The organism is Pseudomonas sp. R1-7 (genome assembly GCF_051132105.1).
GTDB lineage: Bacteria > Pseudomonadota > Gammaproteobacteria > Pseudomonadales > Pseudomonadaceae > Aquipseudomonas.
Genome location: NZ_CP071661.1, coordinates 2,436,222 through 2,456,861, shown reverse-complemented (window position 1 = coordinate 2,456,861; position 20,640 = coordinate 2,436,222). Strand labels below are relative to the sequence as shown.

The 20,640-nt window shown below is 61.5% G+C and carries 18 protein-coding genes; 12 read left to right on the top strand and 6 right to left on the bottom strand.

From position 1 onward, the window contains the following. Nucleotides 1-120 precede the first annotated feature (120 nt). The 5 genes from xylF to leuD all read left to right on the top strand — a co-directional run bounded on the left by xylF (nucleotide 121) and on the right by leuD (nucleotide 6,154). Nucleotides 121-1,122, top strand: coding sequence for a D-xylose ABC transporter substrate-binding protein (xylF, locus tag J3P79_RS11140; RefSeq protein ID WP_039591317.1), 1,002 nt, complete (start codon nucleotides 121-123; stop codon nucleotides 1,120-1,122). 156 nt (nucleotides 1,123-1,278) lie between these two features. After that, entirely contained in the window at nucleotides 1,279-2,835 is a 1,557-nt protein-coding gene (gene xylG, locus J3P79_RS11135) for a D-xylose ABC transporter ATP-binding protein (RefSeq protein WP_434610443.1), read from the top strand. Continuing rightward, nucleotides 2,836-3,972 (top strand): sugar ABC transporter permease, encoded by a 1,137-nt coding sequence (locus J3P79_RS11130; protein WP_434610440.1) that lies wholly within the window; start codon nucleotides 2,836-2,838, stop codon nucleotides 3,970-3,972. It begins immediately after the preceding gene. Nucleotides 3,973-4,123: 151 nt separating this feature from the next. Continuing rightward, on the top strand, nucleotides 4,124-5,545 hold the full coding sequence (gene leuC / locus J3P79_RS11125; RefSeq protein WP_434610439.1) for a 3-isopropylmalate dehydratase large subunit: 1,422 nt from the start codon (nucleotides 4,124-4,126) through the stop codon (nucleotides 5,543-5,545). Nucleotides 5,546-5,548: 3 nt separating this feature from the next. Next, a complete protein-coding gene (gene leuD / locus J3P79_RS11120; protein ID WP_039591324.1) occupies nucleotides 5,549-6,154 on the top strand; it encodes a 3-isopropylmalate dehydratase small subunit in 606 nt (201 codons plus the stop codon). Nucleotides 6,155-6,180: 26 nt separating this feature from the next. Here leuD and J3P79_RS11115 read toward each other — a convergent pair whose 3' ends face one another. Further along, a complete protein-coding gene (locus J3P79_RS11115) occupies nucleotides 6,181-7,152 on the bottom strand; it encodes a sensor domain-containing diguanylate cyclase (protein WP_434610437.1) in 972 nt (323 codons plus the stop codon). Between the two features lie 119 nt (nucleotides 7,153-7,271). Here J3P79_RS11115 and J3P79_RS11110 point away from each other — a divergent pair, with 119 nt between their 5' ends. After that, nucleotides 7,272-8,096, top strand: a complete 825-nt coding sequence (locus J3P79_RS11110; RefSeq protein ID WP_434610435.1) for an AraC family transcriptional regulator — start codon at nucleotides 7,272-7,274, stop codon at nucleotides 8,094-8,096. Between the two features lie 12 nt (nucleotides 8,097-8,108). Here J3P79_RS11110 and J3P79_RS11105 read toward each other — a convergent pair whose 3' ends face one another. Further along, a complete protein-coding gene (locus tag J3P79_RS11105) occupies nucleotides 8,109-8,696 on the bottom strand; it encodes a LysE family translocator (protein WP_434610432.1) in 588 nt (195 codons plus the stop codon). Nucleotides 8,697-8,872: 176 nt separating this feature from the next. On the opposite strand from J3P79_RS11105, the gene J3P79_RS11100 reads away from it, so the two are divergent. Next, nucleotides 8,873-10,327 (top strand): TrkH family potassium uptake protein, encoded by a 1,455-nt coding sequence (locus J3P79_RS11100; protein WP_434610431.1) that lies wholly within the window; start codon nucleotides 8,873-8,875, stop codon nucleotides 10,325-10,327. Between the two features lie 75 nt (nucleotides 10,328-10,402). On the opposite strand, the gene J3P79_RS11095 is transcribed toward J3P79_RS11100, so the two are convergent. Beyond that, entirely contained in the window at nucleotides 10,403-10,921 is a 519-nt protein-coding gene (locus J3P79_RS11095) for a hypothetical protein (RefSeq protein ID WP_434610429.1), read from the bottom strand. Nucleotides 10,922-11,066: 145 nt separating this feature from the next. Here J3P79_RS11095 and J3P79_RS11090 point away from each other — a divergent pair, with 145 nt between their 5' ends. The 3 genes from J3P79_RS11090 (at nucleotide 11,067) to J3P79_RS11080 (ending at nucleotide 13,337) form a co-directional block, all read left to right on the top strand. Further along, nucleotides 11,067-12,149 (top strand): bifunctional transcriptional activator/DNA repair enzyme AdaA, encoded by a 1,083-nt coding sequence (locus J3P79_RS11090; RefSeq protein WP_434610427.1) that lies wholly within the window; start codon nucleotides 11,067-11,069, stop codon nucleotides 12,147-12,149. Nucleotides 12,150-12,171: 22 nt separating this feature from the next. Continuing rightward, entirely contained in the window at nucleotides 12,172-12,786 is a 615-nt protein-coding gene (locus J3P79_RS11085) for a DNA-3-methyladenine glycosylase family protein (protein ID WP_434610426.1), read from the top strand. Nucleotides 12,787-12,848: 62 nt separating this feature from the next. Continuing rightward, nucleotides 12,849-13,337: a GFA family protein gene (locus tag J3P79_RS11080; protein ID WP_434610424.1), complete on the top strand. Its 489-nt coding sequence runs from the start codon at nucleotides 12,849-12,851 to the stop codon at nucleotides 13,335-13,337. Here the strand turns inward: J3P79_RS11080 and J3P79_RS11075 are convergent. Then, nucleotides 13,334-13,936 (bottom strand): tRNA-(ms[2]io[6]A)-hydroxylase, encoded by a 603-nt coding sequence (locus tag J3P79_RS11075; protein ID WP_434610422.1) that lies wholly within the window; start codon nucleotides 13,934-13,936, stop codon nucleotides 13,334-13,336. The genes J3P79_RS11080 and J3P79_RS11075 overlap by 4 nt on opposite strands. A gap of 159 nt (nucleotides 13,937-14,095) precedes the next feature. Between J3P79_RS11075 and J3P79_RS11070 the strand changes: the two genes are divergently transcribed. Next, a complete protein-coding gene (locus tag J3P79_RS11070) occupies nucleotides 14,096-14,959 on the top strand; it encodes a universal stress protein (protein WP_434610419.1) in 864 nt (287 codons plus the stop codon). Between the two features lie 153 nt (nucleotides 14,960-15,112). On the opposite strand, the gene J3P79_RS11065 is transcribed toward J3P79_RS11070, so the two are convergent. Beyond that, nucleotides 15,113-15,583 carry a DUF1289 domain-containing protein gene (locus J3P79_RS11065; RefSeq protein WP_434610418.1) on the bottom strand — a complete coding sequence of 157 codons (471 nt, stop codon included), beginning with the start codon at nucleotides 15,581-15,583 and terminating at the stop codon, nucleotides 15,113-15,115. Nucleotides 15,584-15,990: 407 nt separating this feature from the next. On the opposite strand from J3P79_RS11065, the gene acnB reads away from it, so the two are divergent. After that, nucleotides 15,991-18,600, top strand: a complete 2,610-nt coding sequence (acnB, locus tag J3P79_RS11060; RefSeq protein ID WP_249877324.1) for a bifunctional aconitate hydratase 2/2-methylisocitrate dehydratase — start codon at nucleotides 15,991-15,993, stop codon at nucleotides 18,598-18,600. 496 nt (nucleotides 18,601-19,096) lie between these two features. On the opposite strand, the gene J3P79_RS11055 is transcribed toward acnB, so the two are convergent. After that, nucleotides 19,097-20,377: a serine/threonine transporter gene (locus J3P79_RS11055; protein ID WP_434610416.1), complete on the bottom strand. Its 1,281-nt coding sequence runs from the start codon at nucleotides 20,375-20,377 to the stop codon at nucleotides 19,097-19,099. Nucleotides 20,378-20,640 lie beyond the last annotated feature (263 nt).

The window sequence follows — 20,640 nt, the reverse complement described above, 5'->3', positions numbered from 1 at the left end:
GCTGTTACATTCGCGCGACAAATCTGTGCCCGCAACGCCGCGCAACGCTCTACAGTTCTACCGGCATCACGTTCATCGTCAGGCAGTGTCTTTCAAAAAACAATAAAAGGACGCACCACCATGAAAAGATTCAAACGTACCCTGCTCGCCGGCGCCCTCGCCCTGCTCTCGCTCCCGGCCATGGCCGACGCCACCAACCCCAAGATTGGTTTTTCCATCGATGACCTGCGCCTGGAACGTTGGTCCCGGGACCGGGATTATTTCGTCGCGGCGGCGGAAAAACTCGATGCAAAAGTCTTCGTGCAATCGGCGGACGCCAACGAGCAGAAACAGATCTCCCAGATCGAAAACCTCATTTCCCGTGGCGTCGACGTGATCGTCATCGTGCCGTTCAACGCCACCGTGCTGACCAACGCCGTCGCCGAAGCCAAGAAGGCCGGGATCAAGGTGGTCTCCTATGACCGGCTGATCCTCAACGCCGACATCGACGCCTACATCTCCTTCGATAACGAAAAAGTCGGCGAGATGCAGGCCGGCGGCGTCTTGAAGGCAGCGCCCAAGGGCAACTACTTCCTGCTGGGCGGCGCGCCGACGGACAACAACGCCAAGATCCTGCGCGAAGGCCAGATGAAGGTGCTGCAACCGGCCATCGACAAGGGCGACATCAAGATCGTCGGCCAGCAATGGGTGAAGGAATGGAACCCCACCGAAGCCCTGAGCATCGTGGAAAACGCCCTGACCCGGAACAACAACAAGATCGATGGCATCGTCGCCTCCAACGACGCCACCGCCGGCGGCGCCATCCAGGCCCTGGCCGCGCAGAAGCTGGCCGGCAAGGTGCCGATCTCGGGCCAGGACGCCGACCTGGCGGCGGTCAAGCGAGTGATCGACGGGACCCAGACCATGACCGTCTACAAGCCGCTGAAACTGATCGCCTCCGAAGCCGCCAAGCTCTCGGTACAGCTGGCGCGCAACGAAAAACCCACCTATAGCTCGCAGTACGACAACGGCACCAAGAAAGTCGACACCATCCTGCTCACGCCTACGGCGCTGACCAAGGACAACATCGACCTGCTGGAAAAGGACGGGTTCTACACCAAGGCGCAGATTGCCGGGCAGTGACCTGACCAGGCAATCAAGTGAAACACTGTGGGAGCGAGCTTGCTCGCGATGGCGGTGGTCCAGCTTGCATCAATGTTGGATGTACTGCCGCTATCGCGAGCAAGCTCGCTCCCACAGGTCCAGTGATGCCAGAGCCCTTTTTTACGAGCCCTCGCCATGTCCGAATACCTGTTGCAAATGAACGGCATCGTCAAGACCTTCGGCGGTGTCAAGGCCCTCAATGGCATCGACATCAAGGTCAGGCCGGGTGAGTGCGTCGGCCTGTGCGGCGAGAACGGTGCCGGCAAATCCACCTTGATGAAGGTCCTCTCGGCGGTCTACCCCTACGGCACCTGGGAGGGCGAGATCCTCTGGGATGGCCAGCCGCTGAAGGCGCAATCGATCAGCGATACCGAAGCCGCCGGCATCGTGATCATTCATCAGGAATTGACCCTGGTCCCCGACCTGTCCGTGGCCGAAAACATCTTCATGGGCCACGAGCTGACATTGCCCGGCGGACGCATGAACTATCCGGCGATGATCCACCGCGCCGAAGCCCTGATGCGCGACCTCAAGGTGCCGGACATGAACGTCTCGCTGCCGGTCTCGCAGTACGGCGGTGGCTACCAGCAATTGGTCGAGATCGCCAAGGCCTTGAACAAGCAGGCGCGCCTGCTGATCCTCGACGAGCCCTCCTCGGCCCTGACCCGCTCGGAAATCGACGTGCTGCTGGACATCATCCGCGACCTCAAGGCCAAGGGCGTGGCGTGTGTCTACATCTCCCACAAGCTCGATGAAGTGGCCGCCGTGTGCGACACCATTTCGGTGATCCGCGACGGCAAACACATCGCCACCACCGCCATGGCCGAGATGGACATTGCGAAGATCATCACCCAGATGGTCGGAAGGGAAATGAGCAACCTCTACCCCACCGAACCCCATGACATCGGCGAGGTTATTTTCGAGGCGCGCCACGTCACCTGCTACGACGTTGACAACCCCAGGCGCAAACGCGTCGATGACATTTCGTTCGTGCTCAAGCGCGGCGAAATCCTCGGCATCGCCGGGCTGGTCGGCGCCGGTCGCACTGAGCTGGTGTCGGCGCTGTTCGGCGCCTACCCCGGCCGTCATGAAAGCGAAGTCTGGCTCGACGGCCAGCGCATCGACAGCAGCACGCCGCTCAAGTCGATCCGCGCCGGCCTGTGCATGGTCCCTGAAGATCGCAAGCGCCAAGGCATCATCCCGGACCTGGGCGTCGGCCAGAACATCACCTTGGCGGTGCTCGAGAATTTCTCGAAGATGACCCGCATCGACGCCGAGGCCGAGCTGGGCAGCATCGACCGGGAAATCGCGCGCATGCACCTCAAGACCGCGAGCCCGTTCCTGCCGATCACCAGCCTATCCGGAGGCAACCAGCAAAAAGCCGTGTTGGCGAAGATGCTCCTGACCAAGCCCCGGGTGTTGATTCTCGACGAGCCCACCCGGGGCGTGGACGTCGGCGCCAAATATGAGATCTACAAACTGATGGGCGCGCTGGCCGCCGAAGGTGTATCGATCATCATGGTCTCCTCGGAGCTGGCCGAAGTGCTGGGGGTGTCCGACCGCGTGCTGGTGATCGGCGAGGGGCAACTGCGCGGCGACTTCATCAACCAGGAACTGACCCAGGAACAGGTGCTCGCCGCCGCGCTCAGCCATCCCGAAAGCAATAACAACAATGATCGGAAGTCCGCGTAGATGAATCAGGTCAAACAAGTCTTCACCCGCTACAAAATGCTCGCCCTGGTAATCGCCGTGGCGGTCATCTGGTTGTTCTTCAGTTGGCAGACCGACGGCGGATTCCTGACCCCGCGCAACCTTTCCAACCTGCTGCGGCAGATGTCCATCACTGGCATTCTTGCCTGCGGCATGGTGCTGGTGATCATCAGCGGCGAGATCGATTTGTCGGTAGGCTCGTTGCTCGGTTTGCTGGGGGGACTGGCGGCGATACTTGATGTGGTCTATCACATTCCGCTGCTGGCAAACCTGAGCCTGGTCGCCCTGTGCGGACTGATGATCGGGCTGGCCAACGGCTACATGACCGCCTACCTGCGCATCCCCTCTTTCATCGTCGGCCTGGGCGGCATGCTGGCGTTTCGCGGGATCCTGCTGGGCATCACCGGCGGCACCACCATCGCCCCGGTATCGCCGGAGCTGGTCTATGTCGGCCAGGGTTACCTGCCCCATGCGGTCGGCACGGGTCTGGGCATGGTGCTGTTCGCGCTGACGCTGTTCCTCACCTGGAAACAGCGCCGCAACCGCGCGCTCCATGGTCTGGCAGCCCATTCGCTGGTGCGTGATGTGGCGCGGGTGGTGCTGATCGGCGCGGTGCTGGCCGGGTTCGTCTATACGCTCAACAGCTACGACGGGATTCCGGTTCCGGTGCTGCTCCTGCTGGTCCTGCTGGGGGTGTTCAGCTACGTCACCAGCCAGACCGTGTTCGGCCGGCGCGTCTACTCCGTGGGCAGCAACATGGAAGCCACGCGCCTGTCCGGCATCAACGTGCAGGCGGTGAAACTCTGGATCTTCGGCATCATGGGCGTGATGTGCGCCCTCGCCGGCATGGTCAATACCGCGCGCCTGGCCGCCGGCTCGCCTTCGGCCGGCAACATGGGCGAACTGGACGCCATCGCCGCCTGCTTCATCGGCGGCACATCCATGCGCGGAGGCTCGGGCACGGTCTACGGCGCGCTGCTGGGGGCGCTGGTCATCACGAGTCTGGACAACGGCATGTCCATGCTCGACGTCGACAGCTATTGGCAGATGATCGTCAAGGGCAGCATCCTGGTCCTGGCCGTATGGGTGGACGTCAGCACCCGGACTGCCCGACGCTGATTCAACCCGATCCGTGGCGGCCATGGAGGGGCCGCCCGGCCCTCACGATTGATCACAATTCGTGTGCAACGCCTTCACTCCAGGGCTCTTGATACGACGTGGGCGATAAATATGCTGTCCGCAGCCCCGCCAGGAAAAAAGAAGCGCCTGCATGAACAGCCCTCGAACGCTCTATCAAAAGCACATCGACAGCCATACCGTTTGCCCACTGGATGACCAGGGCCACGTGCTGTTGTACATCGATCGCCAGGTCGCCAACGAATACACCAGCCCACAAGCCTTCAGCGGCCTGCGCGAAAACGGCCGTAGCGTCTGGCGCCCGAGCGCGACGCTGGCGGTGGTCGACCACGTCAACCCGACGGCGCCCCAGCGCATCGCAGCCATGCCGGATGCCGGCGGTGCCCGGCAGGTGTCGTACTTTGCGCAAAACTGCCGCGACTTCGGCATCGAGCTGTTCGATGTGCTGGATAAACGCCAGGGCATCGAGCACGTCGTCGCCCCCGAGCAAGGCTTCATCCTGCCCGGCATGGTGGTGGCCGCGGGCGACAGCCATACCACCACCTACGGCGCGTTGGGGGCCTTCGGCTTCGGCATCGGCACGTCTGAAATAGAACACCTGCTGGCCACCCAGACACTGGTCTACAAGCGCCTGAAAACCTTGCGCGTCACGGTCAACGGGACCCTCGGGGCAGGCGTCACCGCCAAGGACATCATCATGGCGCTGATCGAAAGAATCGGCGCCTCGGGCGCCACCGGTTATGCGATCGAATTCACCGGACCGGCGATCGCCGCGCTGAGCGTCGAAGCCCGCATGACCATTTGCAACATGGCCGTCGAGGCCGGCGCCAGGGGTGCATTCATGGCGCCGGATGACAAGGTCTTTGACTACTTGAAGAGCAAACCCCGCGCCCCCCGGGGCGAGGTGTGGGAAAAGGCCGTGACCCAGTGGCGAACCCTGCACAGCGATGACGGCGCCGTCTTCGACCGGGAAGTGACGCTCGATGTCGATGCGTTGGAACCCATGGTCACCTGGGGCACCAGCCCTGACCAGGCTGCTGCCATCGGCAGTCGGGTACCTGACCCTTCGGCAGAAACCGACCTGATCCTGCGCCAAGGCCTGCAGCGCGCGCTGGACTACATGGGCCTGAAGCCAGGCATGCCGCTCGCCGAAGTGGTCATCAACCATGCCTTCATCGGCTCATGTACCAATGCGCGGATCGAAGACCTGCGCGATGCGGCCCGTGTCGTACAGGGCAAGCACGTCGCCGCCCATGTGCGGGCGATGATCGTGCCCGGCTCGACCCTGGTGCGCCAGCAAGCCGAAGAAGAAGGCCTGGCGGCGATATTCCGCGACGCCGGTTTCGAATGGCGCCAATCCGGCTGTTCGATGTGCCTGGCCATGAACGATGACGTGCTTTCCCCTGGAGATCGCTGCGCCTCCAGTACCAACCGCAACTTCGAAGGACGCCAGGGCGCAGGTGCCCGCACCCACTTGATGAGCCCGGCCATGGTGGCGGCCGCCGCAATTGCCGGTCACCTGACCGACGTTCGTTCACTGCTGCCGGAGGCCTGAAGCATGCAACCCTTCACTACCGTAATCGGAACCGCCGCCCCGCTGCTGGCCGCCAACATCGACACCGACGTGATCATGCCCAAGCAATTTCTCAAGGGCATCGACCGCAACGGGCTGGACCGGGGCCTGTTCTTTGACTTGAAGTGGCTGGAGGCTGGCGTTCCCAATCCCGAATTCGTACTCAACAAACCTGGCTGGCGCGGCGCTACGTTCCTGGTGGTGGGTGAAAACTTCGGCTGCGGCTCAAGCCGGGAACATGCTGTCTGGGGATTGAAGCAAACAGGCATCAGGGCGCTCATCGGCAGCAGTTTCGCCGGGATCTTCTATGACAATTGCCAACGCAACGGAGTGTTGCTGATTCAATTGCCCGAACCGCAGCTAAGGAAAATTGCGCAAACGGTCAGCCACGCCGAAACCGCCAGCCTGACCGTCGACCTGTCGGCGCAACAGATCAGATTGGCGGATGGCGAGGTGATTGCCTTCGAGATCGATGAGCTGCGCAAGCAATCCTTGCTGCTGGGGCTGGACGCCATTGGCGCCACGCTTCAACGCGCCGAACAGATTCGTCGCTTCGAAGCCCGGCATCTGGCGCAGAACCCTTGGCTCTAGAGCGTTTCGCCTGGGTCATGGGCCGATCAGTTCAAGCTATCGCGCCGCCCCTTCTTCTGCGCATACATCGCCGCGTCCGCATCGGCCAGCAGGCTATCGATCGAACCATGTCGCTCAGGGTCGTACTCGATCTGGCCGACGCTGAAGTGGATGTCGTAACCGCGTTGCAACGTCGCGTTGCGCTCCTCCAGGATCTCCCTGAGACGCGCCATGATCGCGGCGGTCTCGACATGAGACGCACCAGTGAGCAACGCGACGAATTCATCGCCCCCCAGGCGGCCGATCACGTCGCTTTCCCGAAAGGCAATGCGCAGCACGTCGGCAAAGGTTTTCAAGGCACTGTCGCCTTCGGCATGGCCAAAACGGTCGTTGATCGGCTTGAAATCGTTGAGGTCGAAAAACAGCAGCGTGGCCGGTCGCGAAAGCCGGCCGCAGACGCGCAACGCATGCTGCGCCAACGTCCTGAAGCCTCGCCGATTGGATAACAGGGTCAGTTCATCCATGCTCGCCATCTGCACGGCGACCAGCTCCTGCTCGGCCATGCTCGCCAGGTCGCGCAGCAGGTCGCGCTCTTCGTCATTGAGCTTGCGTGGCTTGGTGTCCAGCAGGCACAAGGTGCCCATCTTGCTGCCATCTTCCAGTCCCAGGGGATGACCCGCGTAGAAGCGGATGCCGGGCTGTTCGGTCACCAGCGGATTGTCGTGGAATCGCTCGTCCTGTTCCGCGTCGCAAACCTCCAGGATCTCGTCCTGCAGGATCGCGTGCCCACAGAAGGACACCTCGCGGGGCGTTTCGCTGGCATCCAGGCCGGCACTGGACTTGAACCACTGCCGATTGGCATCCACCAGCGACACCAGGGCGATGGGCACGTTGAACAGACGCCGGGCGAGGCGGGTCAGGCGGTCGAATCGCTCCTCGGGTTCGGTATCCAGCAGCTTGAGCGACTGCAGCTGCTTGAGGCGGACGGCTTCGTTCTCAGGTTCTCCTGGCGCGAGCATCGGTAACTCCATTGGCGAGCGTCCTTGCAGTCTAGTCCAGACCCGCGCCGAACTCGAACGGGCATTTTGCAGCGCACGCGAATACACTCAGCACAGCCCACATAACAGGACCTTGACCGATGAAGCCCGCCAACCACGACGCTGCCCCACGCTTCTGGCGCGACGCGGCGCTGCCTTTCATCGAGGCCCGCGCCATCGCCGACGGTCGCAAGGTCTGCTACTCGCTCCACTCCCATGACCATTTTTCCATCGGTGCGATCACGGCCGGGCGCAGTACCTATCTGCACGAGCAGTCGAACTTCCACGTCGAGGGCGGCACGGTGGTACTGATGAACCCTGGCGACGTCCACGCCTGCAATCCGATCGACAATCAGCCCTGGTCGTATGTGATGCTGTATGTCGACACCCATTGGTTGAGGGATCTGCAACGCCGGATCGGCGTTGATCCGTCCCTGGATTTCCAGGCGTTCGACACTACCCACAGCCGCGATACCGCGCTTTTCTCGGGCCTGTGTGAGCTCTACGACGTGTTGGTGGATGAACGGATCGATGCCGGCGCCAAGCGAGATGCCACCGAGGCGTTCTTCACCGACCTTCAGCATCGGCTCAATCCGGCTGGGCGTCCGGACCGGGGCAGCCACCCGGCCCTGATGCGCGCCGCGCAGTTCATCCATGATCATTGCACCGAAGCCCTCAAGCTCGAAGACATCTGCGCCTTCGCGCAGCTTTCGCCGTCCTACTTGAGCCGGGCCTTCAAGCGGCACTACGGCATGACGCCCCATGCCTTCCTGATCAATCGTCGAATCCAGTTCGCAAGACGCCAATTGCGCGAGGGCAAGTTGATTGCCGATGTGGCGCTGGAAAGCGGGTTTGCCGACCAGGCGCATTTTCAGCGGGCCTTCAAGCAACACCTGGCGGCGACGCCGGGCCAATATCGCGGCTGATGCTGCGTTGGCTTACGGCAACAACAAATACACCGCGCTCGCCACCAGCAACGCCGCCATGGCCCGATTGAACAGGCGCATGGTCGCCGGGTTCCCCAACCAGATACGCAGGTAGCTCCCAGCGTAGGCCCAGCAGCCCACCGACAGGTAACAGATCACCAGGTAGATCGCCGCGAACTGCCACACCAGCCACGTCTCGCCATCGGCCACGAAAGCGCCCATCCCTGCCACGCAAGCCAGCCAGGCCTTGGGGTTGAGCCATTGCATCAGCGCGCCATAGAACATCGACGGCGCGCGCCCCTCGTCCCGGTCCCCCAGCTCGCCGTCATCCATTGCCAGTTTCCAGGCCATGAACAACAGGAACGCCACGCCCGCCAGTTGCACCACACGGGTCAGCCCCGGCCAGCGCTGCAAGACCTCGTGCAACCCCAACCCCATCAAGACCAGCAGCAGGACAAAGCCCAGGGTGGCGCCGGCGACATGGCGCAAGGTGGCGCGAAACCCGTAGCGGGCACCGGAGCTGAGGGCAACGATGTTGACCGGCCCAGGGGTAATGGAAGCCACCAGCGCGAAGGTAGCCATGGAAAAAATCAAGCTCATCACATATCTTCTTCGTTCCAGGAAAGAGGGCCCAAGGTAAACGGGCCGCTCCCTCGGGTATTGAAGAAAACTGCCTTTGTCGGCGACCCCTTCCGCTTCATTTTTTTACGCAAATTTTACGCGGTGAGCGATTCACCAAATCGATACTGTGCAGCTCTTTGAAACAGGCGTCATCCATGTCCACAGCGGTTCTGCGTCTCATCGGTTTCATTCTCGGGATTTTCCTGATAACCCTCGCGGTCAGCATGGCGATTCCGCTGTTCACGCTGATGTTCTACGAGCGCAACGATGACTTGTCGGCGTTTCTCTGGTCGAGCCTGATCACATTTGTCTGTGGTATTGCGCTGGTCGCCCGTGGCAAGCCGGCACATGTCCAGATGCGCCCCCGGGAGATGTACCTGCTCACCACCGCCAGTTGGGTATTTGTCTGCGCCTTCGCCGCCCTGCCGATGGTGTTCATCCAGCACATCAGCTACACCGATGCGTTCTTCGAAACCATGTCGGGGATTACCACTACCGGCTCGACCATCCTGACCGGGCTGGATACGGCATCGCCCGGCCTGTTGATCTGGCGCTCGATGTTGCAATGGCTCGGCGGAATCGGCTTTATCGGCATGGCCGTGGCGATCCTGCCACTGCTTCGAGTCGGCGGCATGCGGCTGTTCCAGACCGAATCATCGGACTGGTCGGAGAAAGTCACGCCACGCTCCCACGTCGCGGCCAACTACATCCTGTGGATCTACGTCGGTTTGACCGCCCTCGCGACCTTGGCACTGTGGCTGGCCGGCATGACGCCCTTCGAAGCGATCAACCATGCGATGTCGATGATCTCCACCGGCGGCTTCTCGACCTCCGATTCCTCCCTGGCGCACTGGACCCAACCGGCGGTCCATTGGGTGTCGGTAGTCATCATGATGGCAGGCGCGTTGCCGTTCACGCTCTATGTCGCAACGCTGCGGGGGCGCAGGCGAGCCCTGTTAAAAGACCAGCAAGTAAGGGGCTTCGTCGGATTCCTGGTGGTCACATGGCTGGTGGTGGGAACCTGGCTGAGCCTGAACAGCGACCACGCATGGTTGGATGCGGTCCGTATCGTGGCGGTCAACGTTACCTCTGTCGTCACGACTACTGGCGTGGCGCTGGGTGACTACACGCTGTGGGGCAGTTTTGCCCTGCTGCTGTTCTTCTACCTGACGTTCGTCGGCGGCTGTTCGGGGTCCACGTCCGGGGGGCTGAAGATTTTTCGCTTTCAAGTCGCCAAGGTCCTGCTGATGGGCAGCTTGAAGCAATTGATCCACCCGCGGGCGGTGATCCAGAAGAAATACAACAACCATCCCATCGACGAGGAAATCGTTCGCTCGCTGCTGACGTTTTCGTTCTTTTTCACCATCACGATTGGCGCCATCGCCCTGGGCCTCGCGCTGATCGGCCTGGATTGGACGACCGCCCTGACTGGCGCGGCCACCGCGGTCTGCAACGTGGGACCGGGCATGGGCAATATCATCGGCCCGGCCGGCAACTTCGCAACCCTGCCGGATGCGGCAAAATGGCTGCTGACCATCGGCATGCTGCTGGGACGCCTGGAAATCCTGACGGTGCTGGTGCTGTTCACGCCGGTGTTCTGGAAATACTGACCCTTCGCCACGGCCGTCCGGCAGGCGAAAAAAAGCCGCGATGCCTACACAGGCATCGCGGCTTTGTTCAGGCGATCAGCGATCGTTCTTGATCGACGAGCTGGTCGCGTTGGTCAGGCCCTTGGTGTTGTGGGTGCCTGGCGTGGCAGTGGAAATTGCCGACGCCTTGGTCAGGCCGCGCGTATCACGGTCCTTGGCAATGGCCGAGGTCACCGAAGACTTGCTGGCGCGATCGGTGCGGGTAGTGCCGGTGTGCTTGCCGCTCACGCCATGATCCCGGGTGCGGGTACGAGTGCCGGAGTGGTCGCTGGCCAATCCCTTGCCAAGGCCGCGGGCGTCGCCCGACTTGTCATGACCCTGGCCACCACCAATGCCAGCACCGTGGCCGCCGCCATTGCCACCACCGTTTCCACCACCGTGACCGCCGCCACCGCCGTTGCCGCCACCACCGCCTCCACCACCGCCTCCACCACCGCCATTGCCTGCGGCATAGCTCGAACCGATAGGCGACAGGTCGGCAGGCAACAGCGCCGAAGCACCAAGCGCCAGGGCACAGACAGCAACGGCGATGAGGGATTTCTTATGTTTGGACATGATGTCTCCGAAAGACAAAAACAGCGGGTGAACCTTTAAGACTCGGAGGTTCAATTTTTGTTCGGGATTGTCCGACCAAACGCCTGGAAAATTCACTGTCGATTTTTCGGTGGAGTCGTCCCGGGCTCGGTTCTATGCTCCATCCATGAACCTACAAGACTCGCTTCTACCGCCCCACGCCGAAATGGTCCGCGCCATGCTCGAACGAGACACCGCCTACGAGGGGGTCTTCTTCACTGCGGTCAAGACCACCGGCATTTTCTGCCGCCCCACTTGCACGGCGCGCAAGCCGAAGCCGGAGAACGTGGAGTTCTTCGCCCACGCCGATGAAGCCATGTCAGCCGGCTATCGAGCCTGCCTGCGCTGCAAGCCGCTGGACGCCGCAGCCATTGCGCCGGACTGGATCCAGGCGCTGCTCAAGGCCGTGGATGCCGAACCCGACCTGCGCTGGACAGACGCGCTGCTGCTTGAGCAAGGCATCGAACCGCTCAGGCTGCGCCGCTGGTTCAAGCAGCATTTCGGCATGACGTTCCATGCCTACCTGCGCACCCGACGCTTGGGCATCGCCTTGGGGGGAATCAAGGACGGCGCCTCGATCGACAACGCGGCATTCGATTCCGGCTATGAGTCCCTGAGCGGTTTTCGCGATGCGTTCGTGAAGTCGTTTCATATCACGCCCGGCCGCGCCGGCCTCAGCGAACCGCTGTTGTTCACCCGCCTGACCACCCCGCTGGGACCGATGCTGGCCATGGCCGAGCGTCGTGGCCTGGTGCTGCTGGAGTTTCTCGACCGCCCGGCCTTGACCAAGGAGCTGGAAGAACTGCAGCAACGCTACGACTACACCGTAGCCCCGGGGCACAACGCTCATTTGCAACAGATAGAAAGCGAACTGGCGGACTATTTCGCCGGCAAACTCACGACCTTCAATGTACCTGTGCACATGCCCGGCAGCGCCTTCGCGATCCGGGTCTGGGACGAATTGCAAAAGATTCCCTATGGCGAAACCCGCAGCTACGGCGCCGTTGCTTGCGCGCTCGGCAGCCCCGGCGCCAGCCGCGCAGTGGGCTTGGCCAACGGGCAGAATCGCCTGGCCATTGTCGTTCCCTGTCATCGGGTGATTGGCGCGGATGGCGCGTTGACTGGCTATGGTGGCGGCCAGCCGCGCAAGGCGTTTCTGCTGCGGCTGGAAAAAGCCGCGGTGCAGGTTTCGTTACCCCTGGCGTTCTGACCTGCCCCTGACCGAGAGAAAGATGGACGCGCCTTACCACGAAGCGAGTATTTTCCTGGCCAACCTTGACGAAGACTGGCGACGCCACGTCGAATCCGTCGGCCCTTGCCTGCTGCAACCCAAGCCGACCCGCGAACCCTACGAGGCGCTGGTACGGGCGATCGCCTATCAACAGCTGCATGCCAAGGCCGGGGATGCCATTCTCGGGCGCCTCCTGGCGCTGTTTGCCCCCGCAGCCTTTCCCGACCCCACACAACTGTTGGCGGCTGACGGCGTGCTATTGCGCAACTGCGGATTTTCCGCCAGCAAGATCGCAACCCTCCAGGGCATCGCCCAGGCGACACTGGACGGCGTCGTGCCGGATTACGCCTCGGCACGGGCCATGGAGGATGAGGCACTGATCGAACGCCTGGTCAGCCTGCGCGGCGTGGGGCGCTGGACTGTCGAGATGCTGCTGATCTACAGCCTGGAACGGCCCGATATCCTGCCGGCGGATGATTTCGGGGTTCGCGAGGGATATCGACGGCTCAGGGGGTTGGACGCTCAGCCGAATCGCCGACAGATGATCGCTATCGGCCAGGCCTGGAGCCCTTATCGCACAGTGGCGGCTTGGTATTTGTGGCGGGTGCCCAAGTAATTGAGAACATTCGAGCCCTCGATATTGTCCAGATTATTCAATTCCCCGATGGAGGTTCCCCCATGCACCTCGAAGGATCCTGCCACTGCGGCGCCGTTTCGTTCAGCCTGGACAGCAGTCACCCCTACCCTTACCAGCGCTGCTATTGCTCGATCTGTCGCAAGACCCAGGGCGGCGGTGGTTTTGCGATCAACCTGGGGGGTGATGCGAAAAGCCTGAAGGTACAAGGCCGCAAGCACATCACGGTCTACCATGCGCGACTCAAGAACGAGGGCGATAAACGGTCACACCCCAGCAGCGCCGAACGGCACTTCTGCTCGTTGTGCGGTTCAGGCCTGTGGCTGTTCAGCCCCGAGTGGCCGGAGCTGATTCACCCATTTGCCTCAGCCATCGACACGCCACTGCCGGTACCGCCGGAGCGCACCCACTTGATGCTGGGCTCCAAGGCGCCGTGGGTGGAGGTCGAGGCGCATCCGGGCGACCAGCAATTCGAGGTGTATCCCGAAGAGTCGATTGCCCAGTGGCATGAGCGACTGGGTTTGACCCGCTAGGCCGGCACGCCACTGTGAAACCGGAATTCCACATCCGGCGACTCGATCAGCTCGCGCTCGGCTTCCCGAACCTTGTCGATCACCTGAGCGATGTCCTTGGCGTCGCCGTACTGATAGGCGAGCTTCAAGTAACCTTGGAAATGCCGGGCCTCGCTTTTCAGCAGGCCGAAGTAGAACTTGCCGAGTTCCTCGTCCAGATGCGGCACCAACGCCTCGAAACGCTCGCAGCTGCGGGCCTCGATGAAAGCGCCGACCACTAGAGTGTCCACCAGTTTTACCGGCTCGTGGCTGCGCACCACCTTGCGCAGGCCCGATGCGTAGCGCCCGGCGGAAAGCTGGCGCAGGCCGACCTTGCGTTTTTTCATCAAGCGCATGACCTGCTCATGGTGCACCAGTTCTTCCCGGGCCAGGCGCGACATCATGTTGATCAGATCAACGTGGGAATGGTACTTGGCGATCAGGCTCAGGGCAGTGCTGGCGGCCTTGAACTCGCAGTTCTTGTGGTCGATCAGCAGGGTGTCCTGATCGGCCAGCGCAGCCTGGACCCAGGCATCAGGAGTGCGGCAACCGAGGAACTCGTGGATTTCGGGAAGGATCATGGGGCTCACGGGAAAAGGTAGTCGAGCAAAGGGCGCCGATTATACCGGCCTGCCTCCAGACCACCAGTCACCACCGTTGATATGCATCAAGTCGACGAGCCTTCCACAACAACTATAGTTGATCAACGCCACGCCCCTTTATTGCTGGAGACGCCGATCATGCAAGCCATTCGCAGCATCCTGGTGGTCATCGAACCTGAACATTCGGAAAGCCTCGCGCTCAAGCGGGCCAAACTGATCGCTGGCGTGACCCAGGCTCACCTGCACCTGCTGGTGTGCGACAAACACCACGATCATGCAGGCCTGCTCACCGTACTCAAGAGCGCATTGCTGGCCGACGGCTACAGCGTCACCACCGAGCAGGCCTGGAACGAAAGCCTCTACGAAACCATTATCGACGTGCAGCAAGCCGAAGGTTGTGGCCTGGTCATCAAGCAGCATTTCCCCGACAGCCCGTTGAAGAAAGCCCTGCTGACGCCGGCGGACTGGAAGCTGCTGCGCCACTGTCCCACACCCGTGCTGCTGGTCAAGACCAGCGGGTCCTGGAAAGACAGGGTCATCCTGGCGGCGGTCGACGTCGGCAACGCCGATGGCGAGCATCGCCACCTGCACTCGACCATCATCGACCATGGTTATGACATCGCCTTCCTGGCCAAGGCGCACCTGCATGTCATCAGCGCTCATCCGTCACCGATGCTCTCGTCGGCTGATCCGACCTTCCAGCTCAAGGAAACCATCGAAGCCCGTTATCGCGAACAATGCCGGGCGTTCCAGGCTGAATTCGACATTGACGACGAACACTTGCACATCCAGGAAGGCCCGGCGGACGTGTTGATTCCCTACATGGCCCACAAGCTCCAGGCAGCCGTCACTGTTATCGGCACCGTGGCGCGCTCCGGATTGTCAGGTGTGTTGATCGGCAACACCGCCGAAGCCGTGCTCGATACGCTGGAAAGCGACGTGCTGGTGCTCAAGCCGCAGGAGGTCGAGGATCACCTGGTGGAGTTGGCAGTGAAGGAATAAACAAAGCTGTGGCGAGGGGATTTATCCCCGTTGGGGCGCGAAGCGCCCCTGAAACTGACACCGCGGTCCCTCAGGGAGGATGGTCTTCGCAGCTATTGGGGCTGCTGCGCAGCCCAGCGGGGATAAATCCCCTCGCCACACAAGCCCTCACCTTCAGCCGCCGATCGCATCCTTCAGGAACCCCGGCGCGATGTAGCGTTGGTAATGCGCTTCGGACAGGAGGAAAAATTCCCGATCAATGGCATCGCGCAGGTCCGGCAGCTCCCAATCGCGAAATTCCGGCAAGAGCACCATGCCGTAGGCTTCCAGGTTGTTGATCACCCGCGCGCCGCGGGCGATCAGCTGGTAGGCCCAGCAATATTCCGATTGGTGAGGCACGAAGCGGATCTTGCGCGCTTCCAGTTGCTGGCGCAGCAGCGCCGCATCAAAAACTTCCAGCTTCGCCACCATCACCTGCACCAGCAGTTGCTCGAGCCGCATCCACACCGCGCGTTTTTCGTCCTCGTTGTAACCGTTCCAGTGAATCACTTCATGGTGGAACCGCTTGCAGCCACGGCACACCAGGTCACCGTAGACAGTGGAACAGAGGCCGACGCAGGGCGTCTTGATGAGCTGGTTGGGCATAAGGCAACGCACACGCAAAAACAGGACAGGCGGGCATGTTAGCCCTTTGTCTAAGATTGATCACCCCTCAAACCTGGAAGCCCAACTTACCTTTAATTTTTTTTTCCCGTAGAATCAGCCAGCCTTTTAAGGCGCCAATGTCCGTTAGAAGCTGTTTTCAAAGCGTCACGAGCACAGTCGTTCCTTCAGAGCGGTGTTGGCGAAGGGTCTTTCCAGCGGGGAAAGCCCAACGCCAACCCTCATCAGCTCCCGTTCTGCAGGCGTAAAACTTTGAAAGCAGCTTCTGTGAGGAACTCCGGCCACTCTGGCGTGGAGGCCCAAAAAGCCCCCTGACGCGCATGAGTGCCGTGAGTTTCTGGATGAGCGTCCCGGACACCCATTTGGGACCACTGATGAGGGTAATAACTGTGCTTGAAGCCTACCGCAAACATATCGAAGAGCGCGCAGCCCTGGGTATCGTTCCCCAGCCGCTTAACGCCGAACAAACTGCAGGCCTGATCGAGCTGCTGAAAAATCCTCCGGCTGGCGAAGAAGCTTTCCTCGTTGACCTGATCACCAATCGCGTTCCGCCTGGAGTCGACGAAGCCGCCTACGTCAAGGCCGGTTTCCTGTCCGCCCTGGCCAAGGGCCAGGCCCAATCCCCTCTGCTGGACAAGAAGCGCGCCGTCGAATTGCTCGGCACCATGCAGGGCGGCTACAACATCGTGACCCTGGTCGAGCTGCTGGACGACGCGGAGCTGGCACCCGTCGCCGCCGAAGAACTCAAGCACACCCTGCTGATGTTCGATGCCTTCCACGACGTGGCAGAAAAAGCCAAGAACGGTAACGTTCACGCCAAGGCCGTGCTGCAATCCTGGGCTGACGGCGAGTGGTTCAAGAAGCGCCCGGTGCTGGCCGACAAGATCAGCCTGCGCGTGTTCAAGGTCACCGGCGAAACCAACACCGACGACCTGTCCCCTGCCCCGGACGCCTGGTCCCGCCCGGACATCCCGCTGCACGCCCTGGCCATGCTGAAAATGGCCCGTGACGGCATCGTTCCGGACGAGCAAGGCAAGACCGGCCCGATGAAGCAGATCGAAGAAATGCGCGGCCAGGGCTTCCCGATCGCCTACGTCGGTGACGTGGTCGGTACCGGTTCCTCGCGTAAATCGGCCACCAACTCGGTGCTGTGGTTCTTCGGCGACGACATCCCGTACGTGCCGAACAAGCGCGCTGGCGGTTTCTGCTTCGGCAGCAAGATCGCCCCGATCTTCTACAACACCATGGAAGATGCCGGCGCACTGCCTATCGAGTTCGACGTGTCGAACATGAACATGGGCGACGTGATCGACCTGTACCCGCACGCCGGCAAAGTCTGCAAGCACGGTACCGACGAAGTCATCACCACCTTCGAAATGAAGACCCCGGTGCTGTTGGACGAAGTCCGCGCTGGCGGCCGTATTCCGCTGATCATCGGCCGTGGCCTGACCGAGAAGGCTCGCGCCGAACTGGGCCTGCCACCGTTCGACCTGTTCAAGAAGCCTGAAGCGCCAGCCGAAAGCACCAAGGGTTTCACCCTGGCGCAGAAGATGGTTGGCAAGGCTTGCGGCCTGGCAGAAGGCCAAGGCGTGCGCCCTGGCACCTACTGCGAACCGAAAATGACCACCGTGGGCTCCCAGGACACCACCGGTCCAATGACCCGTGACGAACTGAAAGACCTGGCGTGCCTGGGCTTCTCGGCTGACCTGGTGATGCAGTCCTTCTGCCACACCGCGGCCTATCCAAAGCCGATCGACGTCACCACCCACCACACCCTGCCTGACTTCATCATGACCCGCGGCGGCGTTTCCTTGCGTCCGGGCGACGGCATCATCCACTCGTGGCTGAACCGCATGCTGCTGCCAGACACCGTGGGCACCGGCGGTGACTCCCACACCCGCTTCCCGATGGGCATCTCGTTCCCGGCCGGTTCCGGCCTGGTCGCGTTCGCCGCTGCCACCGGCGTCATGCCACTGGACATGCCGGAATCGATCCTGGTGCGTTTCAAAGGCAAGATGAAACCTGGCATCACCCTGCGTGACCTGGTTCATGCCATTCCATACTTCGCCATCCAGAACGGTCTGTTGACCGTCGAGAAGAAAGGCAAGAAAAACGCCTTCTCCGGCCGCATCCTGGAAATCGAAGGCCTGGAAGGCTTGACCCTGGAACAGGCTTTTGAACTGTCCGACGCCTCGGCCGAACGTTCGGCTGCCGGTTGCACCATCAAGTTGTCGAAAGAGTCGATCACCGAGTACCTGCAGTCCAACATCACCCTGCTGCGCTGGATGATCGGCGAAGGCTACGGCGACGCACGTACCCTGGAACGTCGCGCCCAAGCGATGGAAGCCTGGATCGCCAACCCGCAACTGATGGAAGCCGATGCCGACGCCGAATACGCCGAAGTCATCGAGATCGACCTGGCCGACATCAGCGAGCCTGTGCTCTGCGCGCCGAACGATCCGGACGACGCCCGTCTGCTGTCCAGCGTTGCTGGCGAGAAGATCGACGAAGTGTTCATCGGTTCGTGCATGACCAACATCGGTCACTTCCGCGCCGCCGGTAAACTGCTGGATCAGGTCAAAGGTCAGCTGCCAACCCGTCTGTGGCTGTCGCCGCCGACCAAGATGGACGCTCACCAACTGACCGAAGAAGGCTACTACGGCATCTACGGCAAGGCCGGAGCGCGGATGGAAATGCCAGGCTGCTCGCTGTGCATGGGTAACCAGGCACGCGTCGAGCCGAACTCCACCGTGGTCTCGACTTCGACCCGTAACTTCCCGAACCGTCTGGGCGACGGCGCGAATGTCTACCTGGCTTCGGCCGAACTGGCATCCGTAGCGTCGATCCTGGGTCGCCTGCCGACCGTCGAGGAGTACATGGAATACGCCGGCAAGATCGACAGCATGGCAGCGGACGTGTACCGCTACCTGAGCTTCGACCAGATCGCCGAGTTCCGTGAAGCGGCTGCGAACGCCAACATCCCGGTCGTCCAAGCCTAACGATTAAGACGCCCGACTAAAAACGCCGCCCTTCTTGCGAGGGGCGGCGTTTTTCTATTTCAGGGAATGCCTTTTTGTTGGGGACATATCCGTTTCTTCGGTAACGGCGGCTTAGGGTTCCGCTCTTACAGCGGGTCACTTTTGGAAAAGCGCCAAAAGTAACCAAAAGCGCTTTGCCCCACCACTTGGTGCCTCGCCTAGGCTCGGCATGCCCTCACTCCGGCATTGCTCCGTGGGCCCGCCGCGAAGGGCCATCCATGGCCCAGCGCGGCTATCCCGGCATCCATGCCGGGATGCCCACTGCGCAATGCCTGCGTTCGGCCAGCGTGGTTTAACGGGGCGTCCAGATCAAGATCAAGATCAAGATCCAAAGCAGAGCAAAAGCAAAAGCAAAAGCAAAAGCAAAAGCAAAAGCAAAAGCAACGGGACACATGCCGGCATCTATGTGGCTGAGCCACCGCTATCGCGAGCAGGCTCGCTCCCACAAAAAAACAGGTCACGCCAGGAAGGAATAGACCAGCGCTGTAATCGCCACCAAGCCCACCGCGACCACAAAGACATTCGAAGCCTGGCCGCGATAGCGGGCCATGGCCGGGACTTTGCGAATGGCGTACATCGGCATGAGGAACAGGATCGCCGCGATCACCGGGCCACCGAGGGTTTCGATCATGCCCAGAATGCTCGGGTTGAGGGTAGCAACGGCCCAGCACACCACCAGCATGAACGCCGCTGTCACGCGATCGAGAGTCTTGGGCGCCGGGCGGCGGCCGCTCTTGACGATCAGGCCCTTGAGGCCTTCGCTGGCGCCGATGTAATGCCCGAGGAACGACTTGGCGATCGCCACGAAAGCAATCAACGGCGCCGCAAAGGCAATGGTCGGGTTGCTGAAGTGGTTGGCCAGGTACGACAGGATCGACAGGTTCTGCGCCTTGGCCTCGGCCAGTTGCGCCGGGGTCAGGGTCAGCACGCAGCTGAACACGAAGAACAGCACCATCACCACCATCAATACATGGGCGCGCGACAGGATCTGTGCGCTGCGCTCTTCGGCGTTATGGCCATAGCGACGCTTCTGATCCACCGCGAATGCCGAGATGATCGGTGAGTGGTTGAACGAGAACACCATCACCGGGATTGCCAACCACAGGGTATGCAGCAGCGCCGAAGGTTCCGGCATCGTCGACGCGGTGGTCAGGATGCCGCCGTTCCAGTGGGGCACAAGGAACACCGCGAGGAACAGCAGCGCCACGATAAACGGATAAACCATCAGGCTCATGGCCTTGACGATCACCTGCTCGCCGCAGCGCACCACGGCCAGCAAACCGAGGATGAGCATCAGCGACAACACCGCCCGAGGCGGTGGCTGCACATGCAGTTGGTGTTCCAGGAAGCTACCCACCGTGTTGGTCAGCGCCACGCTGTAGATCAGCAGGATCGGGAAGATCGCAAAGAAGTACAAAAGCGTGATCAGCGCGCCGGCCTTGATGCCGAAATGCTCTTCCACCACCTCGGTGATGTCCGCCCCGTCGCGGCCGGACAATACAAAACGAGTCAGGCCCCGGTGGGCATAGAACGTCATGGGGAATGCCAACACCGCCAGGACCAGCAGCGGCCAGAAACCGCCAAGCCCCGCATTGATAGGCAAGAACAGAGTGCCGGCACCGATGGCGGTACCAAACAGGCCCAGCATCCACGTCGTGTCGTGGCGACTCCATTGACTGAGGGCGGCTGGGGCTATCGTTTCAAAGCGCTCTTCGACGCTGTTGGCCTGATCATTCATCCGGTCGGATCTCCGCTTTCCGGTCACATGCACCCGGCCAGGACGAGTCGGAAAACCCCGACAGGCAGCGCCCTGGCCGAAACAGGGGCGCGATTGTCCGGGATTAGCGAGCAGAAGCAAAGACTTAGCTGAGGAGTGGTTGTGCGGAGCAGATTTTTTGACTCGCTCCAACGACGACTGAACAGGATCCAAAAATGACCATAAAAAGCCCAGGCTACCTCTGCCTTCGACTCCTACAATCAGGTTGAATACTTGATGTTCGA

What these genes read in the sequence shown, in the direction of transcription:
- xylF (WP_039591317.1), top strand. Translation starts at nt 121, where the DNA reads ATGAAAAGATTCAAACGTACCCTGCTCGCCGGCGCCCTCGCCCTGCTC.
- xylG (WP_434610443.1), top strand. Translation starts at nt 1,279, where the DNA reads ATGTCCGAATACCTGTTGCAAATGAACGGCATCGTCAAGACCTTCGGC.
- J3P79_RS11130 (WP_434610440.1), top strand. Translation starts at nt 2,836, where the DNA reads ATGAATCAGGTCAAACAAGTCTTCACCCGCTACAAAATGCTCGCCCTG.
- leuC (WP_434610439.1), top strand. Translation starts at nt 4,124, where the DNA reads ATGAACAGCCCTCGAACGCTCTATCAAAAGCACATCGACAGCCATACC.
- leuD (WP_039591324.1), top strand. Translation starts at nt 5,549, where the DNA reads ATGCAACCCTTCACTACCGTAATCGGAACCGCCGCCCCGCTGCTGGCC.
- J3P79_RS11115 (WP_434610437.1), bottom strand. Translation starts at nt 7,152, where the DNA reads ATGCTCGCGCCAGGAGAACCTGAGAACGAAGCCGTCCGCCTCAAGCAG.
- J3P79_RS11110 (WP_434610435.1), top strand. Translation starts at nt 7,272, where the DNA reads ATGAAGCCCGCCAACCACGACGCTGCCCCACGCTTCTGGCGCGACGCG.
- J3P79_RS11105 (WP_434610432.1), bottom strand. Translation starts at nt 8,696, where the DNA reads ATGAGCTTGATTTTTTCCATGGCTACCTTCGCGCTGGTGGCTTCCATT.
- J3P79_RS11100 (WP_434610431.1), top strand. Translation starts at nt 8,873, where the DNA reads ATGTCCACAGCGGTTCTGCGTCTCATCGGTTTCATTCTCGGGATTTTC.
- J3P79_RS11095 (WP_434610429.1), bottom strand. Translation starts at nt 10,921, where the DNA reads ATGTCCAAACATAAGAAATCCCTCATCGCCGTTGCTGTCTGTGCCCTG.
- J3P79_RS11090 (WP_434610427.1), top strand. Translation starts at nt 11,067, where the DNA reads ATGAACCTACAAGACTCGCTTCTACCGCCCCACGCCGAAATGGTCCGC.
- J3P79_RS11085 (WP_434610426.1), top strand. Translation starts at nt 12,172, where the DNA reads ATGGACGCGCCTTACCACGAAGCGAGTATTTTCCTGGCCAACCTTGAC.
- J3P79_RS11080 (WP_434610424.1), top strand. Translation starts at nt 12,849, where the DNA reads ATGCACCTCGAAGGATCCTGCCACTGCGGCGCCGTTTCGTTCAGCCTG.
- J3P79_RS11075 (WP_434610422.1), bottom strand. Translation starts at nt 13,936, where the DNA reads ATGATCCTTCCCGAAATCCACGAGTTCCTCGGTTGCCGCACTCCTGAT.
- J3P79_RS11070 (WP_434610419.1), top strand. Translation starts at nt 14,096, where the DNA reads ATGCAAGCCATTCGCAGCATCCTGGTGGTCATCGAACCTGAACATTCG.
- J3P79_RS11065 (WP_434610418.1), bottom strand. Translation starts at nt 15,583, where the DNA reads ATGCCCAACCAGCTCATCAAGACGCCCTGCGTCGGCCTCTGTTCCACT.
- J3P79_RS11055 (WP_434610416.1), bottom strand. Translation starts at nt 20,377, where the DNA reads ATGAATGATCAGGCCAACAGCGTCGAAGAGCGCTTTGAAACGATAGCC.